Below are 24,333 nucleotides of genomic sequence, written 5' to 3' on the forward strand. Positions count from 1 at the left end.
CTCAGCCACCCCCTTCCAGGCCGCGCGGCCGCAGCAACAGCTCGGCCAGCGACGCCAGCCAGTCCACCAGCAGCGCCAGCGCCACGGTCAGCAAGGACCCCAGCACCAGCACGGACATGCGCTGATTGGTGATGCCGGAGGCGATCAGATCACCGAGCCCGCCACCTCCGCCGAAGTACGCCAGCGTCGCCGTGCCCACATTGATGACCAGGGCCGTGCGCACCCCGGCGAGGATCAGCGGTACGGCCAGCGGCAGCTCGACCCGGCGCAGCACCCCGGTGGCGGACATGCCGATGCCGCGGGCCGCCTCCACCAGCGTCGGATCGATGGCCCGCAGCCCCGCCACGGTGTTGGAGAGCACCGGCAGCACCGCGTAGATGACGATGCCGATGAGCGCGGCGGTCCGCCCGATGCCCAGCCAGATCACCAGCAGCGCCAGCAGGCCGATCGCGGGCGTGGCCTGGCCGACGTTGGCCAGCGCCATGACGGCCGGCGCGGCGGGCCGCAGCCGCCGCCGGGTGAGGAGGATGCCCAGCGGAATGGCGATGATCAGCACGAAGAACGTCGAGACGACGGTGAGGAAGATGTGCTGCCGCAGGCGCAGCCACACATTGCCGTCCGCGATCGAGTTGCGGGCGATGGAGTCGAGGTCGGCGCCGCGGAACCACAGCCAGGTGGCGAGCAGCACGGCGGCCAGGATCGCGGGGAGCACCGTCAGCTTCTGCCAGGTGATGCGGCGGGCGGGGGCGCCGGGCGGCGTGGCCGGCTCCCGTTCGCCCGGCCCCTCGTCCTCGGGCGGCAGGGGATCGCGGAACGCCACACCGTGCACCTCGTGCTCCCCGGAGGGCCGCTCGGACCGGCCGCTCACGCCCGCTCTCCCGGCTCGTCGGGGGTGGCGCCCTCCTGCTCCTGCCGGGTCTGCTGGGCGCGCTGTTCCTCCAGCCGGTGCTGGTGCTCGACGGCGTCGAGCCGGTCCTCCTCCAGCATCTCGTGCACCGAGTTCATGAGCGTCTCCATGTCCACCACGCCCTCGTACTCGCCGCGCCGCCCGGTCACCGCCACCCGGCCCGCGTTGTCGGTGAGCACCGCCTCCAGCGCGTCGCGCAGCGTCGCGTCGCGCGTGACCGTGTCGTGCACGAGGGTGCCGGCCCGCGCCAGCGAGCCCCGGGCGCGCATCAGGTCGCCGCGCCGCAGCCATTTGTACGGGCGCCGGTGGCGGTCCAGGAGCAGCACCTCGTTGGTGGCGCCGGCGCGCAGCTTGTCGAAGATGGACTGCAGGGGGTCGTCGACGGTGGCGGTGGGCACGTCCACGATCTCCACGTCCCGTACGCGCGTGAGGTTCAGGCGCTTGAGCGCCGCGCCCGCGCCGACGAAGCCGGAGACGAAGTCGTCGGCGGGGTTGGTGAGGATCGCCTCGGGGGTGTCGAACTGGGCGATGTGCGAACGCTCGCGGAGCACCGCGATCCGGTCGCCGAGCTTGATGGCCTCGTCGAAGTCGTGGGTGACGAAGACGATCGTCTTGTGCAGCTCGTGCTGGAGCCGGATCAGCTCGTCCTGGAGGTGGTCGCGGGTGATCGGGTCGACGGCACCGAAGGGCTCGTCCATCAGGAGGACGGGCGGGTCGGCGGCGAGCGCGCGGGCCACCCCGACGCGCTGCTGCTGCCCGCCGGAGAGCTGGCGCGGATAGCGGCCCCGGAACTCGCCCGGGTCCAGCCCCACCAGGTCGAGCATCTCCTCCACCCGGGCGCCGATCCGCGCCTTGGACCAGCCCGTCATCTTCGGTACGAGCGCGATGTTCTGCGCCACGGTCATGTGCGGGAAGAGCCCGGACGACTGGATCGCGTAGCCGATCTTGCGGCGCAGCCGGACCGGGTCCATGTCGGTGACGTCCTCGTCGTCGATCCGGATCCGGCCCGACGTCGGCTCGATCAGCCGGTTGATCATCTTCATGGTGGTGGTCTTGCCGCAGCCGGACGGCCCCACGAAGACCACCAGCTCACCGGCCTTGATCTGCATGTTGACGCAGTCCACGGCGGGTGTGGGGTTGCCCGGGTAGCGCTTGGTGAGGTTCTCCAGCTCGATGGTGGCGCCGGAGGGTTTGGAGGGTGCGCGGGAAGCGGGGTCGGGTGCGGACTCAGGCACGGATCCCCCTCGGGATGGTCAGCCGTCCGATCAGGGCGAACACTGCGTCGAAGAGCAGGGCGAGAACGATGATGCCGAGCGTCCCGGCCAGCACCTGGTTGAGCGCGTTGGCGCTGCCCAGGGAGGAGATGCCGCGGAAGATCTCATTGCCGAGGCCGGGCCCGGAGGCGTAGGCGGCGATCGCCGCGATGCCCATCAGCATCTGCGTGGCCACCCGGATGCCGGTGAGGATCGGCGGCCAGGCCAGTGGCAGCTCCACCCGGAACAGCCGGGCCATCCGCGACATCCCGATGCCCGTCGCGGCGTCGACCAGCGAGGGATCCACCCCGCGCAGTCCGACGATCGCGTTGCGGACGACCGGCAGCAGCCCGTACAGCACCAGCGCGGTGACCGTCGGGGCCACGCCCAGACCGGTGATGGGGATGAGCAGACCGATCAGGGCCAGCGAGGGAATGGTCAGGATCGTCGCCGTCGAGGTGATCGCGAGGTTGCCCGCCCACGCGCTGCGGTAGGTGAGCACCCCGATCGCCACCCCGATGAGCGTGGCGACGACCATGCACTGGAAGACGGCGCTCGCGTGCTGGTACGTGTCCGCCAGCAGCTGCTCGTGCCGGTTGCCGACGTACTCCCAGAAGCCCACCCGGTCACTCCTCGCCGATGTCAGTCCTCCGACGCCTGCTTCACCAGCGGGATGATCCTCAGCGGTACCGCGTTCTCCATAACGATCGCCGTGGAAGCCCGCACGATCCCATCAAAGCCCACAACCCGGTCGATGACACGCTGAAGGTCGGCGTTCGAGCGCGCGACCAGTCGGCACAGCATGTCGCCGTGCCCGGTCGTCGTGTGCAGCTCCAGCACCTCCGGGACGGTCGCCAGATGTGTCCGTACGTCCGCGCCCTGCCCCTGCTTGATCTCCAGCGTCGCGAACGCCGTCACCGGATAGCCCAGCGCCGCCGGGTCCACATCCGGCCCGAAACCCCTGATCACGCCCTGTGCCTGCAACCTGTCCAACCGCGCCTGCACGGTGCCGCGCGCCACGCCCAGGCGGCGCGACGCCTCCAGCACGCCGATGCGCGGTTCCTGGGCGAGCAGCTCGATCAGCCTGCCGTCCAAACGATCGATCGCCATGGCCACCTCCCGATGGTCATCATGTACAGAACGACTGGGGTTACCGCACGTACGCTATGCAGTCTGCCCAGCTGATACGCGAACTATTGCGCACCTTGTGGATCGGCGGGACCCTGCGGCCATGACTCAGACCACGGATCACACCCTTCACACCGCACGGCAGGCCGACTCCTTCCCGGTCAAGGGGATGGACGCGGTGGTCTTCGCCGTCGGCAACGCCAAGCAGGCCGCGCACTACTACTCCACCGCCTTCGGCATGAAGCGCGTCGCCTACTCCGGACCGGAGAACGGCAGCCGCGAGACCGCGAGTTATGTCCTGGAGTCCGGCAGCGCCCGGTTCGTCTTCACCTCCGTCATCAAGGCCACCACCGAGCGCGGCCGCTTCCTCGCCGAGCACGTCGCCGAGCACGGCGACGGCGTCGTCGACCTGGCCATCGAGGTGCCGGACGCGCGCGCCGCGTACGCCTACGCCGTCGAACACGGCGCCACGGGCCTGGAGGAGCCGCACGAGCTGACCGACGAGCACGGCACCGTCGTCGTCGCGGCCATCGCCACGTACGGCCAGACCCGCCACACCCTCGTCGAGCGCTCCGGGTACACCGGCCCCTACCTCCCCGGCTTCGAGTCCGCCGAACCGATCGTCGAGCCCGGCCCGCGCCGCTTCCAGGCCATCGACCACTGTGTGGGCAACGTCCAGCTCGGCAAGATGGACGAGTGGGTCTCCTTCTACAACAACGTCATGGGCTTCACCAACATGAAGGAGTTCGTGGGCGACGACATCGCCACCGAGTACTCCGCGCTCATGTCGAAGGTCGTCGCGGACGGCACCCGCAAGGTGAAGTTCCCGCTCAACGAGCCCGCGATCGCCAAGAAGAAGTCCCAGATCGACGAGTACCTGGAGTTCTACAACGGCCCCGGCGTCCAGCACATCGCCCTGGCCACGAACGACATCGTCGCGACCGTACGCGCCATGCGCGCGGCCGGCGTCCAGTTCCTCGACACCCCCGACTCCTACTACGACACCCTCGGCGACTGGGCCGGCGAGACCCGCGTCCCCGTCGAGACCCTCCGCGAACTGAAGATCCTCGTCGACCGCGACGAGGACGGCTACCTGCTCCAGATCTTCACCAAGCCGGTGCAGGACCGCCCGACGGTCTTCTTCGAGATGATCGAACGCCACGGCTCGATGGGCTTCGGCAAGGGCAACTTCAAGGCCCTCTTCGAGGCGATCGAGCGCGAGCAGGAGAAGCGGGGGAACCTCTAGGCGGTTCGGGCGACCTCAAAGACGTCCTCAATCGCCGGACGGGCTCGATTTGTCGCCCGTTCCGGGCGACTTCCAGCCCGTCCGGCGTTTGAGGACCGGGGTCCGGGGCGGAGCCCCGGTTCGGGAAGGGGCGGGTGGGGGAAGGGTCACCGCATGGACGATCTCCTTGCCGCCCTCTTGACGGAGCTCCCCGCGGAAGCGGTCCTCACCGACCCCGACGTCATCCGCTCCTACGCCAAGGACATGGCAAGCTTCTGCGCAGCAGGCACCGCAGCGGCAGTCGTCCTCCCCCGCACCACGGAGCACGTGCAGCACATCATGCGCACGGCCACGGCCCTGCGCATACCCGTCGTCCCCCAGGGTGCCCGCACCGGCCTCTCCGGCGCCGCCAACGCCACCGACGGCTGCATCGTGCTCTCGCTCGTCAAGATGGACCGGATCATCGAGATCGACCCGGTCGACCGGGTCGCCGTCGTCGAGCCGGGCGTCGTCAACGCCGTCCTCTCCCGCGCCGTCGCCGAACAGGGCCTCTACTACCCACCCGACCCCTCCAGTTGGGAACAGTGCACCATCGGCGGCAACATCGGCACCGCCTCCGGCGGCCTGTGCTGCGTGAAGTACGGGGTCACCGCCGAATACGTCCTCGGCCTCGACGTCGTCCTCGCCGACGGGCGACTGCTGACCACCGGCCGCCGCACCGCGAAGGGCGTCGCCGGCTACGACCTCACCCGCCTGTTCGTCGGCTCCGAGGGCAGCCTCGGTATCGTCGTACGGGCCGTGCTCGCGCTCAAGCCCGCGCCGCCCGAACAGCTCGCGCTGGCCGCTGAGTTCCCCTCCGTCGCCGCCGCGTGCGCCGCCGTCTGCGACATCATGGCCCGCGGCCACGCCCCCTCCCTGCTGGAGCTGATGGACCGCACCTCGGTCCGGGCCGTCAACGCCATGGCCCGCATGGGCCTCCCCGAGACCACCGAGGCCCTCCTCCTCGCCGCCTTCGACACCCCGGACCCGGCCGCCGACCTCGCCGCCGTCGCCGAGCTGTGCACCGCCGCCGGCGCCACCGAGGTCGTCCCCGCCGACTCGGCCGCCGAGTCCGACCTCCTCCTCCAGGCCCGCCGCATGACCCTGCCCGCCCTGGAGACCCTGAAGTCCGCCACGATGATCGACGACGTGTGCGTACCCCGCTCCCGGCTCGCGGCCATGCTCGACGGCACCGCCGCCATCGCCGAGAAGTACGACCTCACCATCGGCGTCTGCGCGCACGCCGGCGACGGCAACACCCACCCCGTCGTCTGCTTCGACGCCGCCGACGCCGACGAGGCGCGCCGGGCCCGCGAGTCCTTCGACGAGATCATGGCGCTCGGTCTCGAACTCGGCGGCACGATCACCGGCGAACACGGCGTCGGCGTCCTCAAGAAGGACTGGCTGGCCCGGGAGCTCGGACCGGTGGGCGTCGAGATCCAGCGGGGCGTCAAGGCCGTCTTCGACCCGCTGGGACTGCTCAACCCCGGCAAGGTCCTGGACTGACCGAAAACCGACCGCCCGACGGATCGACCGACCGGCGACCGACTCGGAGCGGCCGAGCCGAACCCCACGCCAGCGACCAGGACTTGACCGACCTCACACCTAGGTCAGAAGTCCGATATGCCTGCCACGCGCCTGCCCGTAGGGTCGAGCGGAAGGCAGCACCGCGCCCCGCAGCACCTCGCCTTCCGCCTGAGCGACGAGGAGTTCGAGACCATGCACGCCAGGATCGGCGAGCGCGGCATCCCCTTCTGGGGAGCGCCGAGCCACGGGCAGCCCCAGCAGGTGGGCCGCCGCCCCGACGGCCGCTCCGTCTACGTCGAGGACCCCGACGGCCACTCCATCGAGTTCCTCACCCGCGAACTCTGACCCCGGCTAGGCCCCGAGCAGCTCGCGCAGCGCCTCGTCCAGCGCGAGCCGCTCCGGCTCCGACCCCGGGGCCACCGCGTGCAGCGTGCGCTCCAGCCACGCCGCCACCGCCGACGCGGGCGCCTCCAACAGCGCCTCGCCGTCCGGCGACGACAGCGCCAGGCACACCACGCTGCGCCCCTCCGCTCTCGTCGGCCACACCCGCACATCGCCGCTGCCCGACGGCCGGAAGACGCCCTCCACCAGCAGTTCGCGCGCGAAGCTCCACTCCACCGGCGCCTTCGAGGTGACGTGGAAGACGATGTGCACGGCGTACGGATCCGCCGTGCGGTAGCTCAGCCGCGACGGCACGGGGATGCTGCGCTCCGGCGACAGCACCAGGTCGATCTCCAGCTCTCGTTCCACCACGGTGTGCATGAAGCGCGCCCTCTCTGCTGTGCCGGTCTCGGTGCGTGGCCTCTCGCGAACGGGCCCGCACCGGATGGAGCGCGTCGACCCCCACAGCATTACGCGACTTCACGCCACTTCTTCCACGACTCTCGCGGTCGCACGTGTGAGTGGTCCCGCCCGCGGGACGGCCGCAGAGTGGAGAGCCGTCTGGTAGACCTGTCCGGAGCGCGCCGGGTTGCGTTTTGTGCATTGAGGTCACAATGCACCGGCGCCGCGCGGCAGGATGCCACCGGGGGGTACTCCCCGGCGGAGTTCGCGGGTGCGGCAGACTGCGTAAGGCCAGCCGCCCGCCCCGGACACCACACCCAGTACGGCCGACAGATACGGGACATCGGACACCATGAGCGCTCCTACCTCAGGATCCGCCGACAGCAGCCCCACAGAAGGCTTCTACCCGGACCCGTCCATCCCGGGCTACATCCGCTACTGGAGCGGCACCGCCTGGGTGCCCGGCACGAGTCGGCCCGCGCCCGCCGAGGGGGAGCCGATGCCCACCCCGCCCGCCGGCCTGGCCCCGGCACCCGCCCCCGCCCTCGCCGCCCCCGTCCCGCCCACCCCGCGCCGGTCCGAGGACGGGCCCGCGCCCCGGCAGCTGCCGGAGGAGACCGGGCCGATGTTCCTGGACGAGGAGCCCGCGCTGCGCGACGCCCGCGCGGAAGCGGCCGCTCCGCGCACCGGCGACCCCGACGCCGGGCGCGCGGCGCCCCGCGGGGAGAGCGCCGCCCCGACGGCCCGCGACCCGCGCCTGGGCCCCGCCGGGGCCGAGCCGCAGGCCGCCCCCGCGAAGGCCCCGGCCGCCGACATCCCCTCCTCCTCGCGCGGCGACGGCACCCTGACCATCCGGCCCGACCGCGCCGCCGCGCCCTCCGCGCCGTCCGCCCGCTCCGCCCCCACGGGCCGGCCGGCGGGCACCATCCAGTTCCGTACGGGCGCCAAGTCGCCCCGGCCCGCCGCCGCCTCGCCCGCCCCGCAGGCGTGGCCCGACACCCGGGCCCAGGAGGCACCGGCCGGACTACCGGCCGCCCCGGAGCGCCAGGCACTGCCCGCCCCCGCCGAACCGGCCCCCGACCGATCCGCCCCCGCCCCCGAGCGGCCCGCCGCCTCCGGTGGCTGGGCCCAGCAGGTGCAGCAGCTCGCGCGCCAGCAGCCGGCGGCCGGCCGGCCGCAGCCCCAGCCGCAGGGCGCCGACGGCGTCGCGCCCTGGAAGCCGCCCAAGGACGACCCGTTCCTGCGGGCCGCCCAGCAGCAGGGCCGCCCCGCCCCGCTCGGGCGCCGGCTCGCCGCCCGGATCCTCGACACGGCCGTCCTCGGCGCCGTCGTCGCCACCGTGGCCGTGCCGCTGTGGACCAAGGCCGCCGCGCACATCGACACCAAGGTCGAGGAGGCGAAGCAGTCCGGGCAGACCGTCACGGTCTGGCTGCTCGACGGCACCACCGGCTCCTACCTCGGCATCGTGCTCGCCGTCCTGCTGGTGGCCGGCGTGGTCTACGAGGCGCTGCCCACCGCCAAGTGGGGCCGCACGCTGGGCAAGAAGCTGTGCGGAGTGCGGGTCCTCGACATCGAGTCGCACGACACCCCGCCGTTCCGCTCGGCGCTGCGCCGCTGGCTGGTCAACAGCCTGCTGGGGATGGTGGCCATCGGCGTCCTCAACGTCGCCTGGTGCCTGTTCGACCGGCCGTGGCGGCAGTGCTGGCACGACAAGGCGTCCCGCACGTTCGTGGCCTCGAACGCCGGCTGAGCGGCGGCGGCCGCCGGGCAACTCGAACGGCATACGGCCGGATGCGGGCGCGGTGGGCCTGGGTTCTACTCGGGCCATGAGCACCGATCAGCCGCGTGACGACGACCCGTTCCAGAAGAGGCCGCAGGAGCCCCCGCCCGGAGGTTACGGCGCGGGCCCCTCGCCCGAGGGCGGTCCGTACGGCACCGGCGGAGGCCCGTACCCCGGAAGCGGGGGCGGCGGGCCGGCCGGAGGCCCGTACGGCGGCGATCCGTACGGCGGTGGCGGCGCGCCCGGCGGCGGTCCCGGCAACCCCTACGGCGATCAGTACGGCGCGGCCGACCCGCTCGCGGGCATGCCGCCGCTCGCCAGCCGCTGGAAGCGGCTGATCGCGCGCATCATCGACGCGCTGCTGATCGGCATCCCGATCAGCGCCATCTTCTCGGCCGCCACCTGGGGTTGGGACCCGTGGGACGACAGCGGGAAGTCCACCGGCCTGTCCATCATCATCTCGGTGGTCTACTTCGTCTACGAGGGGCTGATGCTCACCACCCGCGGCCAGACCGTCGGCAAGATGGCGATGAAGATCCGGGTGGCGATGCTGGAGAACGGCGCGGTGCCCGAGGGAAGGCCCGGCTGGACCCGCGCCGCCGTCTACTCCCTGCCGGAGGTCGTGCCCTGCTGCGGCTTCATCTTCTGGCTGATCAACGTGTTGTGGTGTACGTGGGACGAGCCCTATCACCAATGCATCCACGACAAGGCGGCCAAGACCGTGGTGGTCTCAGCCGCGTAGCGAGTGCTCGCTCACCCTCGTCCCGGCGGGTCGCCGGTCGTGCTCACCGGGCGCGCCGACCGGGGCCGTGCGGGCCCGGCGGACGGTCGCGCGTGGCACGGGCACGGTGACGGCGACAAGAAGTCCCAGCGCGAGCGACGCGAGGGCGATGACCGCGATCCCGGCCCCCGAACCCGTCTGCGACAGCAGCAGCATGGCGAGGGTGGAGAGAACAACGGTGGCCGAACCATAGGCTATCTGTGCGGGAGTCGGATGCGGCATGGCGGGATCCGTCCTCGGGGCTGTGTATGAGGTGGGGAGTCGGCTGGTGCGTACACCAAAACGTCTCTACGCTCCTGTCTGCCCGAGCCGAACCGCTGGTAAGCGTGACCTAACACACGGTTGCGGAGCATGGGGGGCGCACGGGCGCGCCGCCTTGTCCAACAGGTGGGATCGGCGCGCCTGTTGATGTCCGAAATCCGCAAATTAAAGATCGCATAACGTACTTGCTTCGGCGGGTGCAGTCAAGGGCTGTCTTTTCTTGTCCCTGTCCGGTCAAATACCTCCACAGTTGTTACTGGGGAGGACAGGGCACAAGTGAAAAGCAGCCAACGGAGGATCGCCCGATCCGCCGCCGTGGCCACGGTCGTCGCGCTCGGCGCGGCGACCCTTTCGGCCGGAATCGCACAGGCGGCAGGCACGACCGGAGCGACGAACGGGACTGACCAGCCCGTCACCGTCGAGCGCCACGACCCGGAGCGGGCGGAGCAGCGCGTAGAGCACGACCTCAAGGGCCCGTACACCAAGAAGCACGAGGCGCAGCGCAAGGCCGCGCTCGACAAGGTCATATCCGGGGACGCCCGGACCGAGCAGCGCGGCGCGTCGAAGGTCGTCCAGCTCGGCAAGGGCAAGTACGTCGAGCTCGCCCGCGAGAAGACCGACCGGATCTTCACGATCCTGGTCGACTTCGGCGACAAGGTCGACGACACCACGATGTACGACCCCGACGGGCCCGACGGCCCCAAGCCGCCCGTGAAGAAGTACGGCGGCGCCCCCGGCCCGGCGCACAACCGAATAGTCGAGCCGGACCGCAAGAAGGACAACAGCACGGCCTGGCGCAAGGACTACAACCGCGGCTACTTCCAGGACCTGTACTTCTCGCACGACAAGAACAAGGAATCCCTGGCCAAGTACTACGAGAAGCAGTCCTCGGGCCGCTACTCCGTCGAGGGCCAGGTCACCGACTGGGTGAAGGTTCCCTACAACGAGGCCCGCTACGGCTCCAACTACTGCGGCTCCACCAACTGCCCCAGCGCCTGGGACCTCGTGCGCGACGGCGTCAACCAGTGGGTGTCGGACCAGAAGGCCGCCGGCCGCTCCGACGCCGACATCAAGTCCGAGCTCGCCACGTACGACAAGTGGGACCGCAACGACTTCGACGGCGACGGCAACTTCAACGAGCCCGACGGCTACATCGACCACTTCCAGATCGTGCACGCCGGTGAGGACGAGTCCGCCGGCGGCGGCGTCCAGAAGACCGACGCCATCTGGGCCCACCGCTGGTACGCCTTCGGCTCCGACGCCGGCAAGACCGGCCCGGGCACCAACAAGGCCGGCGGCACCCAGATCGGCGACTCCGGCATCTGGGTCGGCGACTACACCATGCAGCCCGAGAACGGCGGCCTCGGCGTCTTCGCCCACGAGTACGGCCACGACCTGGGCCTGCCCGACGAGTACGACACCACCGGCAAGGGCGAGTCCTCCGTCGCCTACTGGTCGCTGATGTCGTCCGGCTCCTGGCTCGGCAACGGCAAGGACTCCATCGGCGACCTGCCCGGCGACATGAGCGCCTGGGACAAGCTCCAGCTGGGCTGGCTCAACTACGGCAAGGCGAAGGCGGCGACGAAGTCGACGCACAAGCTGGGCGTGGCCGAGTACAACACCAAGGACAAGCAGGCGGTCGTCGTCGACCTGCCCGCCAAGGCGGTCAAGACCGACGTCGTCAAGCCCGCCGAGGGCACCAAGCAGTGGTGGGGCGGTCAGGGCGACGACCTGAAGAACACCCTCACCCGTCCCGTCGACCTCACGGGCAAGTCCAAGGCCCAGCTCGGCCTTTCCGGCTGGTGGGACATCGAGGACAACTACGACTACCTCTACGCCGAGGTCTCCACCGACGGCGGCGCCAACTGGACCCCGCTCGACGGTACCGCCGACGGCAAGTCCATCCAGCGCGACGGCGGCGACAAGCCCGCCCTGACCGGCACCTCCGGCGCGTACAAGAAGCTCGCGTACCCGCTCGACGCCTACGCGGGCAAGAAGGTCGACCTGCGCTTCCGCTACCAGACCGACGGCGGCACCTCCGGCAAGGGCTTCACCGCCGACGCCATCTCCGTCACCGCCGACGGCACCGCCCTCTTCACGGACGGCGCCGAGGCCGACGACAACGGCTGGACCGCGAAGGGCTTCTCCCGCATCGGCGAGTCCTTCACCAAGGAGTACGCGCAGTACTACATCGCCGAGAACCGCCAGTACGTGTCGTACGACAAGACGCTCCGCGTCGGCCCGTACAACTTCGGCTGGAAGACCGCCAAGCCGGCCTGGGTCGAGCACTACCCGTACCAGAACGGCCTGTTGATCTGGAAGTGGGACACCGCGCAGATCGACAACAACGTCGGCCTGCACCCGGGCGTCGGCCGCATCCTGCCGGTGGACGCGCACGCCAAGCCCGAGAAGTGGGCGGACGGCACGATGATGCGCAACCGCTTCCAGGCGTACGACTCGCCGTTCAGCTGGTACCCGAGCGACGGCTACACCGTGCACAGCGACGGCGTCGCCACCCGCGTCAAGGGCAAGCTCGGCACGCCCGTCTTCGACGACCGCAAGGGCTCGTACTACGACAAGGCGAACCCCACCGGCGGTGTGCAGCTTACTGACACCAACACCCGGATCCGGATCCTCACCGAGGCGCCGAGCGGCTCCACGATGACCATCCAGGTGGGTCCGTCCGGCAAGTAACCCCCGAGTAATCGGCATCTCCGCAGGTCAGAGACGTATCGGCCGTCGCCCTCTAGCGGGCGGCGGCCGATCGCGTTTAGATGACGGTCGTGACGCTGTTATTGACACCGACTGCTGTGCGGGAGAGGTGACCGGGATGGCCGGAGGCGGTTTCGCCAAGCTGCCGGGCGGCAGCGTGGTCGTCGCCCTGTCCCTGCCGAGCCCGCCGGGCGGCTGCGGGGCGCCCGACGGGCGCGTACGGGTCCTGGTCCACGCGGTGAACCGCCAGCGGGCCCTCACCCGCCTGCGCAACCTCGGCCTGCGGGCCGTCTACCTCCGGGGCAACAGCGAGCCCCCGACCCCCGACGAGATAACCGCGGTCCTCCACCACCCGGACGGCCTGGTCTGGCGCGCGGCCCCGACGGACGACACGGAATCCTGGCATCCGATACGGAGCCTTTTACGGCGGCCGGTGGCCTGAGCGGCGGGGGGCGCCGCATCAAGCCCGTCCGGCGTTCGAGGACGCCCGTGGCCCGGCCCTACCCGCCCTGCACGACCGGCTTACCGCTCAGCTCCACACCCGCGTCCCGGAGCTCCTCCAGCGCCCGCTCGGTCGTGCGCGGGGCGACCCCCGCGGTCAGATCCAGCAGCACATGCGTGCTGAACCCCTCCCGACGAGCGTCGAGCGCGGTCGCCCGCACGCAGTGGTCCGTCGCGATCCCCACCACGTCGACCTCGGTCACCCCCCGCTCCCGAAGCCAGTCCGCCAGCGGCACGCCGTTCTCGTCCGTGCCCTCGAAGCCGCTGTACGCGGCCGCGTAGGCACCCTTGTCGAACACGGCGTCTATCGCCCCGGAGGCGATGATCGGCGCGAAATTGGGGTGGAAGCCGCTGCCCTCCGTGCCGGCCACGCAGTGCACCGGCCAGGAGTGCTCGAAGTCCGGCTGTTCGGAGAAGTGGTCGCCGGGATCTATGTGGTGGTCGCGCGTGGCGACCACATGGCGGTAGCCCGCGGTGGCCTCGCCGACCAGGTCGGTGATGGCCGCGGCCACGTCGGCGCCGCCGGCGACCGCGAGGCTGCCGCCCTCGCAGAAGTCGTTCTGCACGTCGACGACGATCAGTGCACGCTGCATAGTGCGGATCCTTAGGGGAAGGGCCCTCGGCCGACAGTGCGGATCAAGTCGCTGTGACCGAGGGTAGTGACTCGCCTCGCGTTATGGGAGGGGGTCTTCGGAGCGCCCGGGCGCGAGGGCGCCCGTTCAGACGTATTCCGTGGGCAGGACCGCCTCGCCGCGCGAGAGCTGCGTCGCCGACATCGGCAGGCCCGCCCGCGCCGCCGTATGCCGGTCGCGAACCGCGTCCAGGGGCTCGCGGGCGACCGTCTCGCCGGCCCGTACGAGCTCCACCAGCAGCTGCCGGTCCACGAGGTCCTCCGGTACCGGCCCGGTGCCGACGACCTCGGCCTCCGCCACCCCGTCCGCGTCCAGGCGGCGCGCGGCCCACTTGCGGCCGCCGACCGAGGACTTGCCGCCCATCGACTTCTTCGCCACCGGCCGCAGCGGCGCGTCCGCCCCGGGGCCGTCCGCGCGGGCCACGAGCTTGTAGACCATCGAGCAGGTGGGGTGGCCGCTGCCGGTCACCAGCTGGGTGCCGACGCCGTACGCGTCCACGGGCGCGGCCGCCAGCGAGGCGATCGCGTATTCGTCCAGGTCGCTGGTGACGACGATGCGCGTCTTGGTGGCGCCCAGCTCGTCCAGCTGCTGGCGCACCCGGTGCGCGAGCAGCAGCAGGTCGCCCGAGTCGATCCGGACGGCGCCCAGCTCCGGCCCGGCGATCTCCACGGCCATCCGGACGGCCTCGGTCACGTCGAAGGTGTCGACCAGCAGGGTCGTGCCTCCGCCGAGGGCGTCGACCTGTGCGGTGAAGGCGTCCCGTTCGCTGTCGTGCAGCAGCGTGAAGGCATGCGCACTGGTGCCCACGGTCGGGATGTTGTATCGGAATCCGGCCGCCAGATCGGACGTCGAGGCGAAGCCGCCCACGTACGCGGCGCGCGAGGCGGCGACGGCCGCCAGTTCGTGCGTGCGCCGGGCGCCCATCTCGATCAGCGGCCGGCCGCCGGCCGCGACCGCCATCCGGGAGGCCGCGGCGGCGACCGCCGAGTCGTGGTTGAGGATGGAGAGGATCACCGTCTCCAGGAGCACGGCCTCCGCGAAGGTGCCCTCGACCCGCATGATCGGCGAGCCGGGGAAGTAGACCTCGCCCTCGGGGTAGCCCCAGATGTCACCGCGGAAGCGGTAATCGGCCAGCCAGGCGAGCGTCGGCTCGTCGACGATCTTCCGCTCGGCGAGGAAGTCCAGCACGCGGCTGTCGAAGCGGAAGTTCTCCACCGCGTCCAGGACGCGGCCGGTGCCGGCGGCGACGCCGTAGCGGCGGCCCTCGGGCAGCCGGCGGGTGAAGACCTCGAAGACCGAGCGGCGGTCGGCGGTGCCCGAGCGCAGAGCCGCCTGGAGCATCGTGAGTTCGTACCGGTCGGTGAAGAGGGCCGTCGACGGCACGTCCACCGGCAGCCTCAAGTCCGCAGCGTTCATGGATCAGATGCTACCCCCGAATCTCGTCAGAGTGACGATTTCTGTGCCGGGGATGGCCTGCAGGCATGGTGGCGCGGGCCGGAGGCGGTACCCCCGTTTGTGCATCGCACCCTCGCGAGTGGCAGCATGGGAAGAGTGAGTGTTGCACCGGTCGAGATCGAACGACCTGAGACGGGCGAATCCCCCTTCGCCGTGGCCGAGCCCGACGTGCCGTGGGTGACCCTCGTCCACAACGATCCCGTCAACCTCATGAGTTACGTGACGTATGTCTTCCAGGCCTACTTCGGCTACTCCAAGGACAAGGCCCACAAGCTGATGCTCGACGTCCATCACAAGGGGCGCGCCACCGTCTCCAGCGGCAGCCGCGAGGAAATGGAACGCGACGTGCAGGCGATGCACGGCTACGGCCTGTGGGCGACGCTGTCGCAGGACCGTTGATGGCCGGGCACTTCGAGCCGCTGCCGGGCGGCGGGGCCGCCGTGGCCCTGGACGAGGTCGAGATCTCCATCCTCCGCAGCCTCGCCGTCCAGCTCCTGGAGCTGATCGGGCCGGGCGAGAGCCAGGGCCCCGACGACGCCGACCCGCTCGCGCGGCTCTTCTCCGAGGGCCCCAGCGAGCCGCCCGCCGACCCCGCGCTCGCCCGCCTCTTCCCGGACGCCTATGGTGATCCGGGCTCCGACCAGGACCAGCGGGAGCGCGCGTACGCGGCCGAATTCCGCCGCTACACCGAGAACGACCTGCGCGAGCGCAAGCGCGAGGACGCCCTGGGCGTGGTCCGCTCGCTCGACTCGCTGACCGTGGCCGGGGACAGCGGCGCCGTGCTGCGGCTGTCGGCCGAGGACTGCCGGCGCTGGCTCGGCGCGCTCAACGACCTGCGGCTGGCCATCGGGACGCGGCTGGAGATCCGGGAGGACGACGACAGCGATGCGCTGTTCCGGCTGCCGGACGAGGACCCGCGCAAGCCGATGGTGATGGCGTACCTCTGGCTCGGGGGTCTCCAGGAGACGCTCGTCGAGGCTCTGATGGCGTGATTTCGCGCCTATGACGGCGGAAAACGCCATGGACATGCCATATGTGTCCGCTCAGCGAACGCTCAATTCCGGATAACGATCGAATCACTGTAGTGGCGGCCTTTGGCCGCCATTTTTACTTTTGTCCCGATTCCTTTGTGGTGTGCCCCACAGTGCCTCGGGCGATCTTCTCGCCACTCGTGATAAATCTTCACGACCTGCCACCGCGACGCCACCCATGTCGCGGCGGGAGCGCTTCGCCGGCCGACCGTCGGCAATGACAGGACTCCATTTCCGGGGGGATCTGGACCCGATCCGAATGACCGGATCGGTATGGAGAAAGGCGCACCACCATGACCTCTGAGCAGGTCGCGGACCGTACCGCTAGCGCGGAGGCCGCAGGGCAGGACGGAAGCGGACAGGACGCTTCCGAGGGTTACCAGCGTGGTCTGGGCAACCGACAGATCCAGATGATCGCCATCGGCGGTGCCATCGGCACCGGCCTGTTTCTCGGCGCGGGCACGGCCATCCACAAGGCCGGACCCAGCCTGATCCTGGCCTACGCCATAGCCGGCCTCGTCATCTTCTTCATCATGCGCGCGCTCGGCGAGCTGCTCATGTACCGCCCGGTCTCGGGCTCCTTCTCCGACTACGCCCGTGAGTTCCTCGGCCCCTTCTGGGGGTACGTGACCGGCTGGACGTACTGGCTCTTCTGGGTCGTCACCGGCATTGTCGAGGTCACCGCCGCGGCGACCTATATGAGCTACTGGACCCACGGCGACGTCCCGCAATGGGTGTCCGCGCTCGGGTTCACGGTCATCCTCTACTTCGCCAACCTGATCTCCGTGAAGCTCTTCGGCGAGCTGGAGTTCTGGTTCTCCATGGTCAAGGTCACCGCCATCATCGGCATGATCCTGATCGGCCTCGGCGTGATCACCCTCGGCTTCTCCGACGCCGGTGACACCGCCACCTTCAGCAACCTCTGGTCGCACTCGGGCTTCTTCCCCAATGGCATCCGCAGCACCCTGATGACGCTGCAGATCGTCATGTTCGCCTTCCTCGCCGTCGAGCTCGTCGGCGTCACCGCGGGCGAGGCGAAGGACCCGAAGAAGACGCTCCCCAAGGCGATCAACACCGTCCCGTGGCGGATCGCGGTCTTCTACATCGGTGCGCTCATCATCATCCTGGCCGTGGTCCCGTGGACCGAGTTCATGCCGGGCGTCAGCCCGTTCGTGGCGGCCTTCGCGAAGATCGGCCTGCCGGCCGGTGCGGGAATCGTCAACTTCGTGGTGCTGACCGCGGCGCTGTCCTCCTGCAACTCGGGCATGTACTCCACCGGCCGCATGCTGCGCGACCTCGCGCTCAACGGCCAGGGCCCGAAGTTCTTCGCCCAGCTCACCAAGAACGGCCTGCCGCTGCGCGGCACGACCTTCTCGGCCGCGCTGATGCTCGTCGGCGTCTGGATCAACTACCAGTGGCCGGGTGAGGCGTTCACCTACGTCGTCTCCTTCGCGACCATCTCGGGCATGTGGGCGTGGATCATGATCCTCGCGGCGCAGCTGATCTACCGCCGCAAGGCCAACCGCGGCGAGCTGCCGCAGTCCGCGTTCAAGGCCCCCGGCGCGCCGTGGACCAGCCTCTTCGCGCTCGCCTTCATCTTCATGGTGATCGTGCTGATGGGCATCGACAAGGACTCCCGGATCTCCCTGTACTGCGCGCCCATCTGGGCCGCGATCATGGTGGGCTCGTACTACATCCTCAAGGCCCGCAACCCGCAGGCGTTCGCCCGCAAGGACTACGCGGCGGCCACCGTCGACGAGGGCCAGAAGACCCTCTGACGCGGCAAACCGTCCGGCATTCGGGCCCGCCCGTACCACTCCTCGGTACGGGCGGGCCCTTCTGTCTATCCTGGCCGACATGCTGACCATCACCCAGGACCTCCACGACCAGATCGTCGCCCACGCCCGCGCCGACCACCCCGACGAGGCCTGCGGCGTGGTCGCCGGCCCCGCCGGCACCGACCGCCCCGAGCGGTTCGTCCCCATGCTCAACGCCGCCCGGTCGCCCACGTTCTACGAATTCGACTCCACCGACCTGCTCAAGCTCTACCGCGAGCTGGACGACCGCGACGAGGACCCCGTCGTCATCTACCACTCGCACACCGCCACCGAGGCCTACCCCTCGCGCACGGACATCTCCTACGCCAACGAGCCCGGCGCCCACTACGTCCTCGTCTCCACCGCCGACACCGACGACGCGGGACCCTTCCAGTTCCGCTCCTTCCGCATAGTCGACGGAGAGGTCACCGAGGAGGAGGTACGGATCGTGGCCACCTACTGAGACCGAAGGGTCCGAATGTCGGGACGAACTTCCGGAATGCGCACAAGGAATCGATACGATGCGCCCATGGTTCTCACGACGTGAGCCCCCGCGTTCCACGCGAACCGAACCCGCACTCCGACAGGAGCACACCCGCATGGCCATCGAGGTCCGCATCCCGACCATCCTCCGCACCTACACCGACGGCAAGAAGGCCGTCGAGGGCAGCGGCGCCACGATCGACGAGCTCATCAAGGACCTCGAGACCCGCCACGCGGGCATCCGCGAGCGCCTCGTCGACGACGCCGCCGGCGGAGAGCTGCGCCGCTTCGTGAACGTCTACCTCAACGACGAGGACGTCCGCTTCCTCGCCGGCATCACCACCGAGCTCACCGACGGCGACAGCGTCACCATCCTCCCGGCCGTCGCCGGCGGAATGGTCTGAGCGACGCGCATGCGTTACGACAGCCACCTGGCCTCGGTCGGCAACACGCCGCTCGTCCGCCTGCCGAGCTTCTCCCCGTCCGAGAGGGTCCGGATCTGGGCCAAGCTGGAGGACCGCAACCCCACCGGCTCGGTCAAGGACCGGCCCGCCCTGCACATGATCGAGCAGGCGGAGAAGGACGGCAGGCTGACACCCGGCGCCACCATCCTGGAGCCCACCTCCGGCAACACCGGCATCTCCCTCGCCATGGCGGCCAAGCTCAAGGGCTACCGCATGGTGTGCGTGATGCCGGAGAACACCAGCGAGGAACGCCGCAGCCTCCTCGCCATGTGGGGCGCGGAGATCATCTCCTCGCCCGCCGCGGGCGGCTCCAACACGGCCGTCCGCCAGGCCAAGGAGCTGGCCGCGCGCCACCCCGACTGGGTGATGCTCTACCAGTACGGCAACCCCGACAACGCCGGCGCCCACTACGCCACCACCGGCCCCGAGATCCTCGCGGACCTCCCCGAGATCACCCACTTCGTCGCCGGCCTGGGCACCACCGGCACCCTCATGGGCGTCGGCCGCTACCTGCGCGAACACGTCCCCGGCGTGGGCATCGTCGCCGCCGAGCCGCGCTACGACGACGTCGTCTACGGCCTGCGCAACCTCGACGAGGGCTTCGTGCCCGAGCTCTACGACGCCTCCGTCCTCACCACCCGCTTCTCCGTCGGCTCCGAGGACGCGGTCCGCCGCACCCGCGAACTCCTCTCCCAGGAGGGGATCTTCGCCGGCATCTCCACCGGGGCCGTCCTGCACGCCGCCGCCGGGGTGGCCCGCAAGGCCGAACGGGCCGGCGAACGCGCCGACATCGCCTTCATCGTCGCCGACGGCGGCTGGAAGTACCTCTCCACGGGCGTCTACACGGCGGCCACGGACGAGGAAGCGGTGGAGACACTGCACGGCCAGCTCTGGGCGTGACGCCGGGTCGGCCGAACCGGCGGGCCGGGCCCGCCGTGCCTCGGCGACCGGCCGTCCGGGGATCCGCAGGGCCGCGAGCGGGCCCGGGGTCATGGATCCGGCCGGCGAGCCCACCGCGTGCCGTCCGGGGCCCGACCGCCTGGCCCGACGCGGTCGCGGCACCGCTCGGCGGCCCACTGGCCGTGCAGCGTACGGGCGAGCTGGTCCGCCGCGCGGCACGGCCGGACCTCGTCCGCCTCGCCGCCGTCCGCGCCGGCCCCGCCCGGGGCGTCCGGCCGGCCGCCCCCGGCCGGGGCCCGGCGGCCGCGCGCCTCCAACACCGCCGCCACGGTGGCCGATCCGGCCGCGATCGGCCAGGCCGGCCACAGATACGGTCTGATCGGCTCCGGCACCGCACCACCGGCGAGGGTGGTGGTGACGGGCAGCACCAGCACCGTGATGACGGAGACCAGAGCCGTAGGGAACTGCGAAGGACGCCACATCGTCCGGCCCCCAACCCAGGTTCTGCCGAACCTTTGCCCTGCCGCGCGCGTACGCGAGGATCCACCGGGTGACATGACTATGCGGGGAAAATTGGTTCCCGGGGGCCGATTCGCCCGGAAGCCGCCTTGCGAGGTCCGGGCAGAAGGGTCCGTACCGGTGACTTCAACCACAACCCCACCTCGCGGAGGAGCGACCGCCTGATTCGCGCCTTACGCTCGTCGGACCGCATGGCCCCCCGTAACCAGCCCACGGAGGTTCAGGCCCGCATGAAGCTCACCGTCGTCGGATGCTCGGGGTCGTTCCCGTCCACGGAATCGGCCTGTTCGAGCTACCTCGTAGAGGCCGACGGCTTCCGGCTGCTGCTCGACATGGGCAACGGTGCCCTGGGCGAGCTCCAGCGCCACATCGGTCTCTACGACCTCGACGCCATCCTTCTGTCGCATCTGCACCCCGACCACTGCATCGACATGTGCGGCTACTTCGTCGCCCGCTACTACCGGCACGACGGCGGCCGCGCCGCCGCCATCCCCGTCCACGGTCCCGAGGGCACCGAGCGGCGGCTCGCCACGGCGTACGGGGACGTGCCCGACGAGAGCTGTATGGGGGAGGTCTTCGACTTCCGCACCCTGAAGCCGGGCACCTTCACCCTCGGCCCGTTCACCATCCGCACCGACCGGGTGCGGCATCCCGTCGAGGCGTACGCCTTCCGCGTCGAACACGGCGGCACCTCGCTCGTCTACTCCGGCGACACCGGCCCCTGCCAGGCCCTGCACGAGCTCGCGGTGGGCACGGACCTGCTGCTGTGCGAGGCGTCCTTCACCCACGGCAAGGAGGACATCCCGGATCTGCACCTCAACGGCCGGGAAGCGGGCGAGCACGCCGCCCGGGCCGGCGCGGGGCGCCTGATTCTCACGCACATCCCGCCGTGGACCGACCCGCTGACCAACCTCCGGGACGCGCGCGCGGTCTTCGACGGCCCGGTGGAACTGGCGCACGCGGGCGCGGTCTACGAGATGTGACCGCCCGGAATTGTCCTTTGCAGCCCTTTATCAAAGGGTGCAAAAGAAAAATCCCCTGGAATCCAAGGATTCCAGGGGATTTTTCTTTTTTACGTCGAGATCAGGCCCTGTTGGTCGGGGTCAGGCCTTCAGCTCGGCGGACTCTTCTTCCGACTCACGGCCCGGCGTCTTCAAGTTGAACTTGATGATCGCGAAGCGGAAGACCACGTAGTAGACCGCGGCGAAGCACAGACCCACCAGGACGAGCAGCCACGGCTTGGAGGCGATGCCCAGGTTGAGCAGGAAGTCGATCACACCGGCGGAGAAGCCGAAGCCGTCCTTCATGCCGAGCGCCCAGGTCAGGGCCAGCGAGACACCGGTGAGCACCGCGTGGATGGCGTACAGCACCGGGGCGACGAACATGAAGGTGAACTCGATCGGCTCGGTCACGCCGGTGACGAAGGCGGTGAGCGCGAGCGAGAACATCATGCCGCCGACGACCTTGCGGTTCTCGGGGCGGGCACAGTGCACGATCGCCAGGCAGGCGGCCGGCAGCGCGAACATCATGATCGGGAAGAAGCCGGTCATGAACTGGCCGGCGTCCGGGTCGCCGGCCAGGAAGCGGGCGATGTCACCGCTGACCGCACCCTTGGGACCGTCGTACGAACCGGCCTGGAACCACGGGAAGGAGTTGAGCAGGTGGTGCATGCCGACCGGGATCAGCGCGCGGTTGGCGACACCGAAGATGCCGGCGCCGACGGCGCCCGAGCCGACCAGCCACTCACCGAAGTTGTGCAGACCCGTACCCAGCACCGGCCAGATGTAGCCGAAGACGACACCGATGACGAGACCCGCGAAGGACGACAGGATCGGCACCAGACGGCGGCCGCCGAAGAAGCCCGCCCAGTCGGGCAGCTTGGTGCGGTAGAAGCGCTGGTAGATCAGCGCGACGACGATGCCCATCACGACACCGCCGAGGACCTTGGCGTCGACCGCCTGTTCCACCATGGCGACCTTGCCGTCGACCACGGCCGCCTTCTTCGGCAGGCTGCCGTCGGTGAAGGTGGCCAGCACCTTCGAGAAGACCAGGTAACCGGCGACGGCGGCCAGCGCGGTGGAGCCGTCCGACTTCTTGGCGAAGCCGATCGCGACACCCACGGCGAACAGCAGCGCCATGTTGTCGAGGATGGCGCCACCACCGGCGGCCATGAACTCGGCGATCTTGTTCAGGAACGCGGGGAAGGACTCGCGCCCCAGCATGTCGTCCTGGCCCAGGCGCACCATCAGCGCGGCGGCGGGGAGCACCGCCACCGGCAGCATGAGGCTGCGGCCGATGCGCTGGGCTATCGCCATGGCGCCGGCGCCGAACTTCTTCTTCTCCGGCTTCTTCTTCTCCGGCGCGGCGTCGTCAGGCGCCGCCTTTGCCGCCTTGGCGCTCTTACTCATCGGATTCCTCCAGGTGAGGCGGGCGCTCGGGGGAAGGAGGGACGGCCCGCTTATGGTCTACACCACTCAGTGGTTTAGACCTGTTGTAGCACGTGAGTACGGCATAAAGGAATCCGTCGTTCCCAGTGGCCTCGCCCACAGGCCCGGGCGGCACGACAAACGGCCCCCGAGCAAGGCTCGGGGGCCGCGGGGCCGGGAGGCAAATCCCGGCGCAGCGTCACTGACCCCTTACTTCACGTTCTCCTGTTCGATCTCCTCCGCCACCTCTTCCGGCTCACGCCCCGGAGTCGGCAGATCGAACTTTGTAATCGCGAAGCGGAAAATCACGTAGTACACGACGGCGAAGCACAGCCCGATCGGAATGATCAGCCACGGCTTGGTCGCCAGCCCCCAGTTGATCACATAGTCGATCAGCCCCGCGGAGAAACTGAAACCGTCGTGGACACCCAGCCCCCACGACACCGCCATCGACACACCCGTCAACAACGCGTGCACCGCGTACAGCACCGGCGCGATGAACAGGAACGAATACTCGATCGGCTCCGTGATCCCCGTGACGAACGACGTCAGGGCCACCGACAGCATCATGCCCCCGACCACCTTCCGGCGGTGCGGCCTGGCGCAGTGCGTGATCGCCAACGCCGCCGCCGGCAGCGCGAACATCATGATCGGGAAGAACCCGGTGGTGAACTGCCCCGCACCCGGATCACCCGCCAGGAACCGGTTGATGTCGCCGTGCACGACCGTCCCGTCCGGCTTGGTGTAGTCGCCGAACTGGAACCACATGAAGGTATTGAGGAACTGGTGCAGCCCCACCACCAGCAGCGCCCGGTTCGCCACACCGAACACACCCGACCCCGCCGACCCCAGATCCGACAGCCACTCACTGAAGTCCGTCAGCGCGTCACCCACCGGCGGCCATACGAACAGACAGATCACCGCGAAGGCCAGCGCGACGAACGACATCAGGATCGGTACGAGCCTGCGGCCGTTGAAGAACCCCAGCCAGTCCACCAGCCGCACCCGGTGGAACCGCATCCAGAACCAGGCGCTCAGCAGACCGATCACAATGCCGCCGAACACCCCCGAATTCTGGAACGACGCCGGCTGCGCCACACCCACCCCCGACACACAGACCCCGCTCCACAGCCCCGCACCGCCGAACGTCGACTCCCGCGGACAGTCCTCCGGGAACTGATGCAGCACCGAGAAATAGACGAGGAACGCCACCACCGCCGCCAGCGCCGTCGAACCGTCCGCCTTCTTCGCCATCCCGATGGCCACACCCACGCAGAACAGCAACGGCAGACCGAGCGCCGAGTCCAGCAGCGCGCCACCCGCGCCCGCGAACACCTTCGCCACGTCCGTCCAGCCCAGCCCGTCCTTGCCGAAGACGTCCGGCTGCCCCAGCCGGTTGAGGATCCCCGCCGCCGGCAGCACCGCGATCGGCAACTGAAGGCTGCGCCCCATCTTCTGGAGGTTCTGCAGAAGACCCTGCGTCCAGCTCTTCTTCCTCGGGGCCGCCGCGGCGTTCGAGCTCATGTGCGTCCTCCCGGCTGCCGCCCCGGCGGCAGTCCACTCGATGCTTGCCGCATACTGGTGTAGACCACCTGCGGGCATGTTCCGGCCTCCCGGAACGCGACGCCGGGTGGTCGCCATCATTCGTTAGATGGCGGACATATGCCCGCGTAGTTGGGCTGAACGTGGGTTACCGTGTGAAGCCGGTC

General features: G+C 70.0%; 25 protein-coding genes. 14 read left to right on the forward strand and 11 right to left on the reverse strand.

Annotated elements, in window-relative coordinates; all coding sequences use genetic code 11:
* Position 1 precedes the first annotated feature (1 nt).
* The 4 genes from ACZ303_RS03905 to ACZ303_RS03920 are packed head-to-tail and all read right to left on the reverse strand — an operon-like array spanning position 2 to position 3,270.
* Positions 2 to 868, reverse strand: a complete 867-nt coding sequence (locus ACZ303_RS03905) for an ABC transporter permease (RefSeq protein WP_467334750.1) — start codon at positions 866 to 868, stop codon at positions 2 to 4.
* Positions 865 to 2,142: a betaine/proline/choline family ABC transporter ATP-binding protein gene (locus ACZ303_RS03910; RefSeq protein WP_467334752.1), complete on the reverse strand. Its 1,278-nt coding sequence runs from the start codon at positions 2,140 to 2,142 to the stop codon at positions 865 to 867. Before ACZ303_RS03910 ends, ACZ303_RS03905 begins: the two co-directional genes overlap by 4 nt.
* The gene (locus tag ACZ303_RS03915) at positions 2,135 to 2,782 is read right to left on the reverse strand and encodes an ABC transporter permease (protein ID WP_467334754.1); all 648 of its coding nucleotides are present in this window, start codon (positions 2,780 to 2,782) and stop codon (positions 2,135 to 2,137) included. The genes ACZ303_RS03910 and ACZ303_RS03915 overlap by 8 nt, the downstream gene beginning before the upstream one ends.
* A gap of 20 nt (positions 2,783 to 2,802) precedes the next feature.
* Entirely contained in the window at positions 2,803 to 3,270 is a 468-nt protein-coding gene (locus ACZ303_RS03920) for an Lrp/AsnC family transcriptional regulator (protein ID WP_467334756.1), read from the reverse strand.
* A gap of 121 nt (positions 3,271 to 3,391) precedes the next feature.
* On the opposite strand from ACZ303_RS03920, the gene hppD reads away from it, so the two are divergent.
* The 3 genes from hppD to ACZ303_RS03935 all read left to right on the forward strand — a co-directional run bounded on the left by hppD (position 3,392) and on the right by ACZ303_RS03935 (position 6,424).
* Positions 3,392 to 4,534 (forward strand): 4-hydroxyphenylpyruvate dioxygenase, encoded by a 1,143-nt coding sequence (gene hppD, locus ACZ303_RS03925; RefSeq protein WP_467334758.1) that lies wholly within the window; start codon positions 3,392 to 3,394, stop codon positions 4,532 to 4,534.
* Positions 4,535 to 4,687: 153 nt separating this feature from the next.
* Positions 4,688 to 6,058, forward strand: coding sequence for an FAD-binding oxidoreductase (locus ACZ303_RS03930; RefSeq protein WP_467334760.1), 1,371 nt, complete (start codon positions 4,688 to 4,690; stop codon positions 6,056 to 6,058).
* Positions 6,059 to 6,175: 117 nt separating this feature from the next.
* The gene (locus ACZ303_RS03935; protein WP_467334762.1) at positions 6,176 to 6,424 is read left to right on the forward strand and encodes a VOC family protein; all 249 of its coding nucleotides are present in this window, start codon (positions 6,176 to 6,178) and stop codon (positions 6,422 to 6,424) included.
* A 6-nt stretch (positions 6,425 to 6,430) separates the two neighbouring features.
* Here the strand turns inward: ACZ303_RS03935 and ACZ303_RS03940 are convergent, their stop codons facing one another.
* Positions 6,431 to 6,841, reverse strand: coding sequence for an SsgA family sporulation/cell division regulator (locus tag ACZ303_RS03940; protein ID WP_467334764.1), 411 nt, complete (start codon positions 6,839 to 6,841; stop codon positions 6,431 to 6,433).
* A gap of 373 nt (positions 6,842 to 7,214) precedes the next feature.
* Between ACZ303_RS03940 and ACZ303_RS03945 the strand changes: the two genes are divergently transcribed.
* Together ACZ303_RS03945 and ACZ303_RS03950 are read left to right on the forward strand one after the other, a co-directional pair.
* Positions 7,215 to 8,612, forward strand: coding sequence for an RDD family protein (locus tag ACZ303_RS03945; protein WP_467334766.1), 1,398 nt, complete (start codon positions 7,215 to 7,217; stop codon positions 8,610 to 8,612).
* A 76-nt stretch (positions 8,613 to 8,688) separates the two neighbouring features.
* Positions 8,689 to 9,384, forward strand: a complete 696-nt coding sequence (locus tag ACZ303_RS03950; RefSeq protein ID WP_467334768.1) for an RDD family protein — start codon at positions 8,689 to 8,691, stop codon at positions 9,382 to 9,384.
* Here ACZ303_RS03950 and ACZ303_RS03955 read toward each other — a convergent pair.
* On the reverse strand, positions 9,373 to 9,645 hold the full coding sequence (locus tag ACZ303_RS03955; protein ID WP_467334770.1) for a hypothetical protein: 273 nt from the start codon (positions 9,643 to 9,645) through the stop codon (positions 9,373 to 9,375). The genes ACZ303_RS03950 and ACZ303_RS03955 overlap by 12 nt on opposite strands.
* Before the next feature lie 315 nt (positions 9,646 to 9,960).
* Between ACZ303_RS03955 and ACZ303_RS03960 the strand changes: the two genes are divergently transcribed.
* Positions 9,961 to 12,378 carry an immune inhibitor A domain-containing protein gene (locus ACZ303_RS03960; RefSeq protein WP_467334772.1) on the forward strand — a complete coding sequence of 806 codons (2,418 nt, stop codon included), beginning with the start codon at positions 9,961 to 9,963 and terminating at the stop codon, positions 12,376 to 12,378.
* A gap of 136 nt (positions 12,379 to 12,514) precedes the next feature.
* Positions 12,515 to 12,838, forward strand: coding sequence for a hypothetical protein (locus ACZ303_RS03965; protein ID WP_467334774.1), 324 nt, complete (start codon positions 12,515 to 12,517; stop codon positions 12,836 to 12,838).
* Between the two features lie 58 nt (positions 12,839 to 12,896).
* Here ACZ303_RS03965 and ACZ303_RS03970 read toward each other — a convergent pair whose 3' ends face one another.
* Entirely contained in the window at positions 12,897 to 13,490 is a 594-nt protein-coding gene (locus ACZ303_RS03970; RefSeq protein ID WP_467334776.1) for an isochorismatase family protein, read from the reverse strand.
* A gap of 126 nt (positions 13,491 to 13,616) precedes the next feature.
* Positions 13,617 to 14,945, reverse strand: a complete 1,329-nt coding sequence (locus ACZ303_RS03975; RefSeq protein WP_467334778.1) for a nicotinate phosphoribosyltransferase — start codon at positions 14,943 to 14,945, stop codon at positions 13,617 to 13,619.
* Positions 14,946 to 15,071: 126 nt separating this feature from the next.
* Here ACZ303_RS03975 and clpS point away from each other — a divergent pair, with 126 nt between their 5' ends.
* The 6 genes from clpS to ACZ303_RS04005 all read left to right on the forward strand — a co-directional run bounded on the left by clpS (position 15,072) and on the right by ACZ303_RS04005 (position 19,679).
* Positions 15,072 to 15,383: an ATP-dependent Clp protease adapter ClpS gene (gene clpS, locus ACZ303_RS03980; RefSeq protein WP_344091296.1), complete on the forward strand. Its 312-nt coding sequence runs from the start codon at positions 15,072 to 15,074 to the stop codon at positions 15,381 to 15,383.
* Complete coding sequence (locus ACZ303_RS03985; protein WP_467334782.1) at positions 15,383 to 15,976, forward strand: DUF2017 domain-containing protein; 594 nt, start codon at positions 15,383 to 15,385, stop codon at positions 15,974 to 15,976. Before clpS ends, ACZ303_RS03985 begins: the two co-directional genes overlap by 1 nt.
* 332 nt (positions 15,977 to 16,308) lie before the next feature.
* Complete coding sequence (locus tag ACZ303_RS03990; protein WP_467334784.1) at positions 16,309 to 17,793, forward strand: amino acid permease; 1,485 nt, start codon at positions 16,309 to 16,311, stop codon at positions 17,791 to 17,793.
* Positions 17,794 to 17,872: 79 nt separating this feature from the next.
* The gene (locus ACZ303_RS03995) at positions 17,873 to 18,295 is read left to right on the forward strand and encodes a M67 family metallopeptidase (protein ID WP_467334786.1); all 423 of its coding nucleotides are present in this window, start codon (positions 17,873 to 17,875) and stop codon (positions 18,293 to 18,295) included.
* 136 nt (positions 18,296 to 18,431) lie between these two features.
* On the forward strand, positions 18,432 to 18,719 hold the full coding sequence (locus ACZ303_RS04000; RefSeq protein ID WP_467334788.1) for a MoaD/ThiS family protein: 288 nt from the start codon (positions 18,432 to 18,434) through the stop codon (positions 18,717 to 18,719).
* A gap of 9 nt (positions 18,720 to 18,728) precedes the next feature.
* Positions 18,729 to 19,679, forward strand: a complete 951-nt coding sequence (locus ACZ303_RS04005) for a PLP-dependent cysteine synthase family protein (RefSeq protein WP_467334790.1) — start codon at positions 18,729 to 18,731, stop codon at positions 19,677 to 19,679.
* 89 nt (positions 19,680 to 19,768) lie between these two features.
* Here ACZ303_RS04005 and ACZ303_RS04010 read toward each other — a convergent pair whose 3' ends face one another.
* On the reverse strand, positions 19,769 to 20,161 hold the full coding sequence (locus ACZ303_RS04010) for a hypothetical protein (protein ID WP_467334792.1): 393 nt from the start codon (positions 20,159 to 20,161) through the stop codon (positions 19,769 to 19,771).
* A gap of 267 nt (positions 20,162 to 20,428) precedes the next feature.
* Here ACZ303_RS04010 and ACZ303_RS04015 point away from each other — a divergent pair, with 267 nt between their 5' ends.
* Complete coding sequence (locus ACZ303_RS04015) at positions 20,429 to 21,181, forward strand: MBL fold metallo-hydrolase (protein WP_467334793.1); 753 nt, start codon at positions 20,429 to 20,431, stop codon at positions 21,179 to 21,181.
* Between the two features lie 120 nt (positions 21,182 to 21,301).
* Here the strand turns inward: ACZ303_RS04015 and ACZ303_RS04020 are convergent, their stop codons facing one another.
* The gene (locus tag ACZ303_RS04020) at positions 21,302 to 22,513 is read right to left on the reverse strand and encodes a PTS transporter subunit EIIC (protein ID WP_467335779.1); all 1,212 of its coding nucleotides are present in this window, start codon (positions 22,511 to 22,513) and stop codon (positions 21,302 to 21,304) included.
* A 321-nt stretch (positions 22,514 to 22,834) separates the two neighbouring features.
* Positions 22,835 to 24,148, reverse strand: coding sequence for a PTS transporter subunit EIIC (locus tag ACZ303_RS04025; protein ID WP_467334794.1), 1,314 nt, complete (start codon positions 24,146 to 24,148; stop codon positions 22,835 to 22,837).
* Between the last annotated feature and the right edge of the window lie 185 nt (positions 24,149 to 24,333).

Source organism: Streptomyces sp. NPDC023527 (assembly GCF_055560115.1).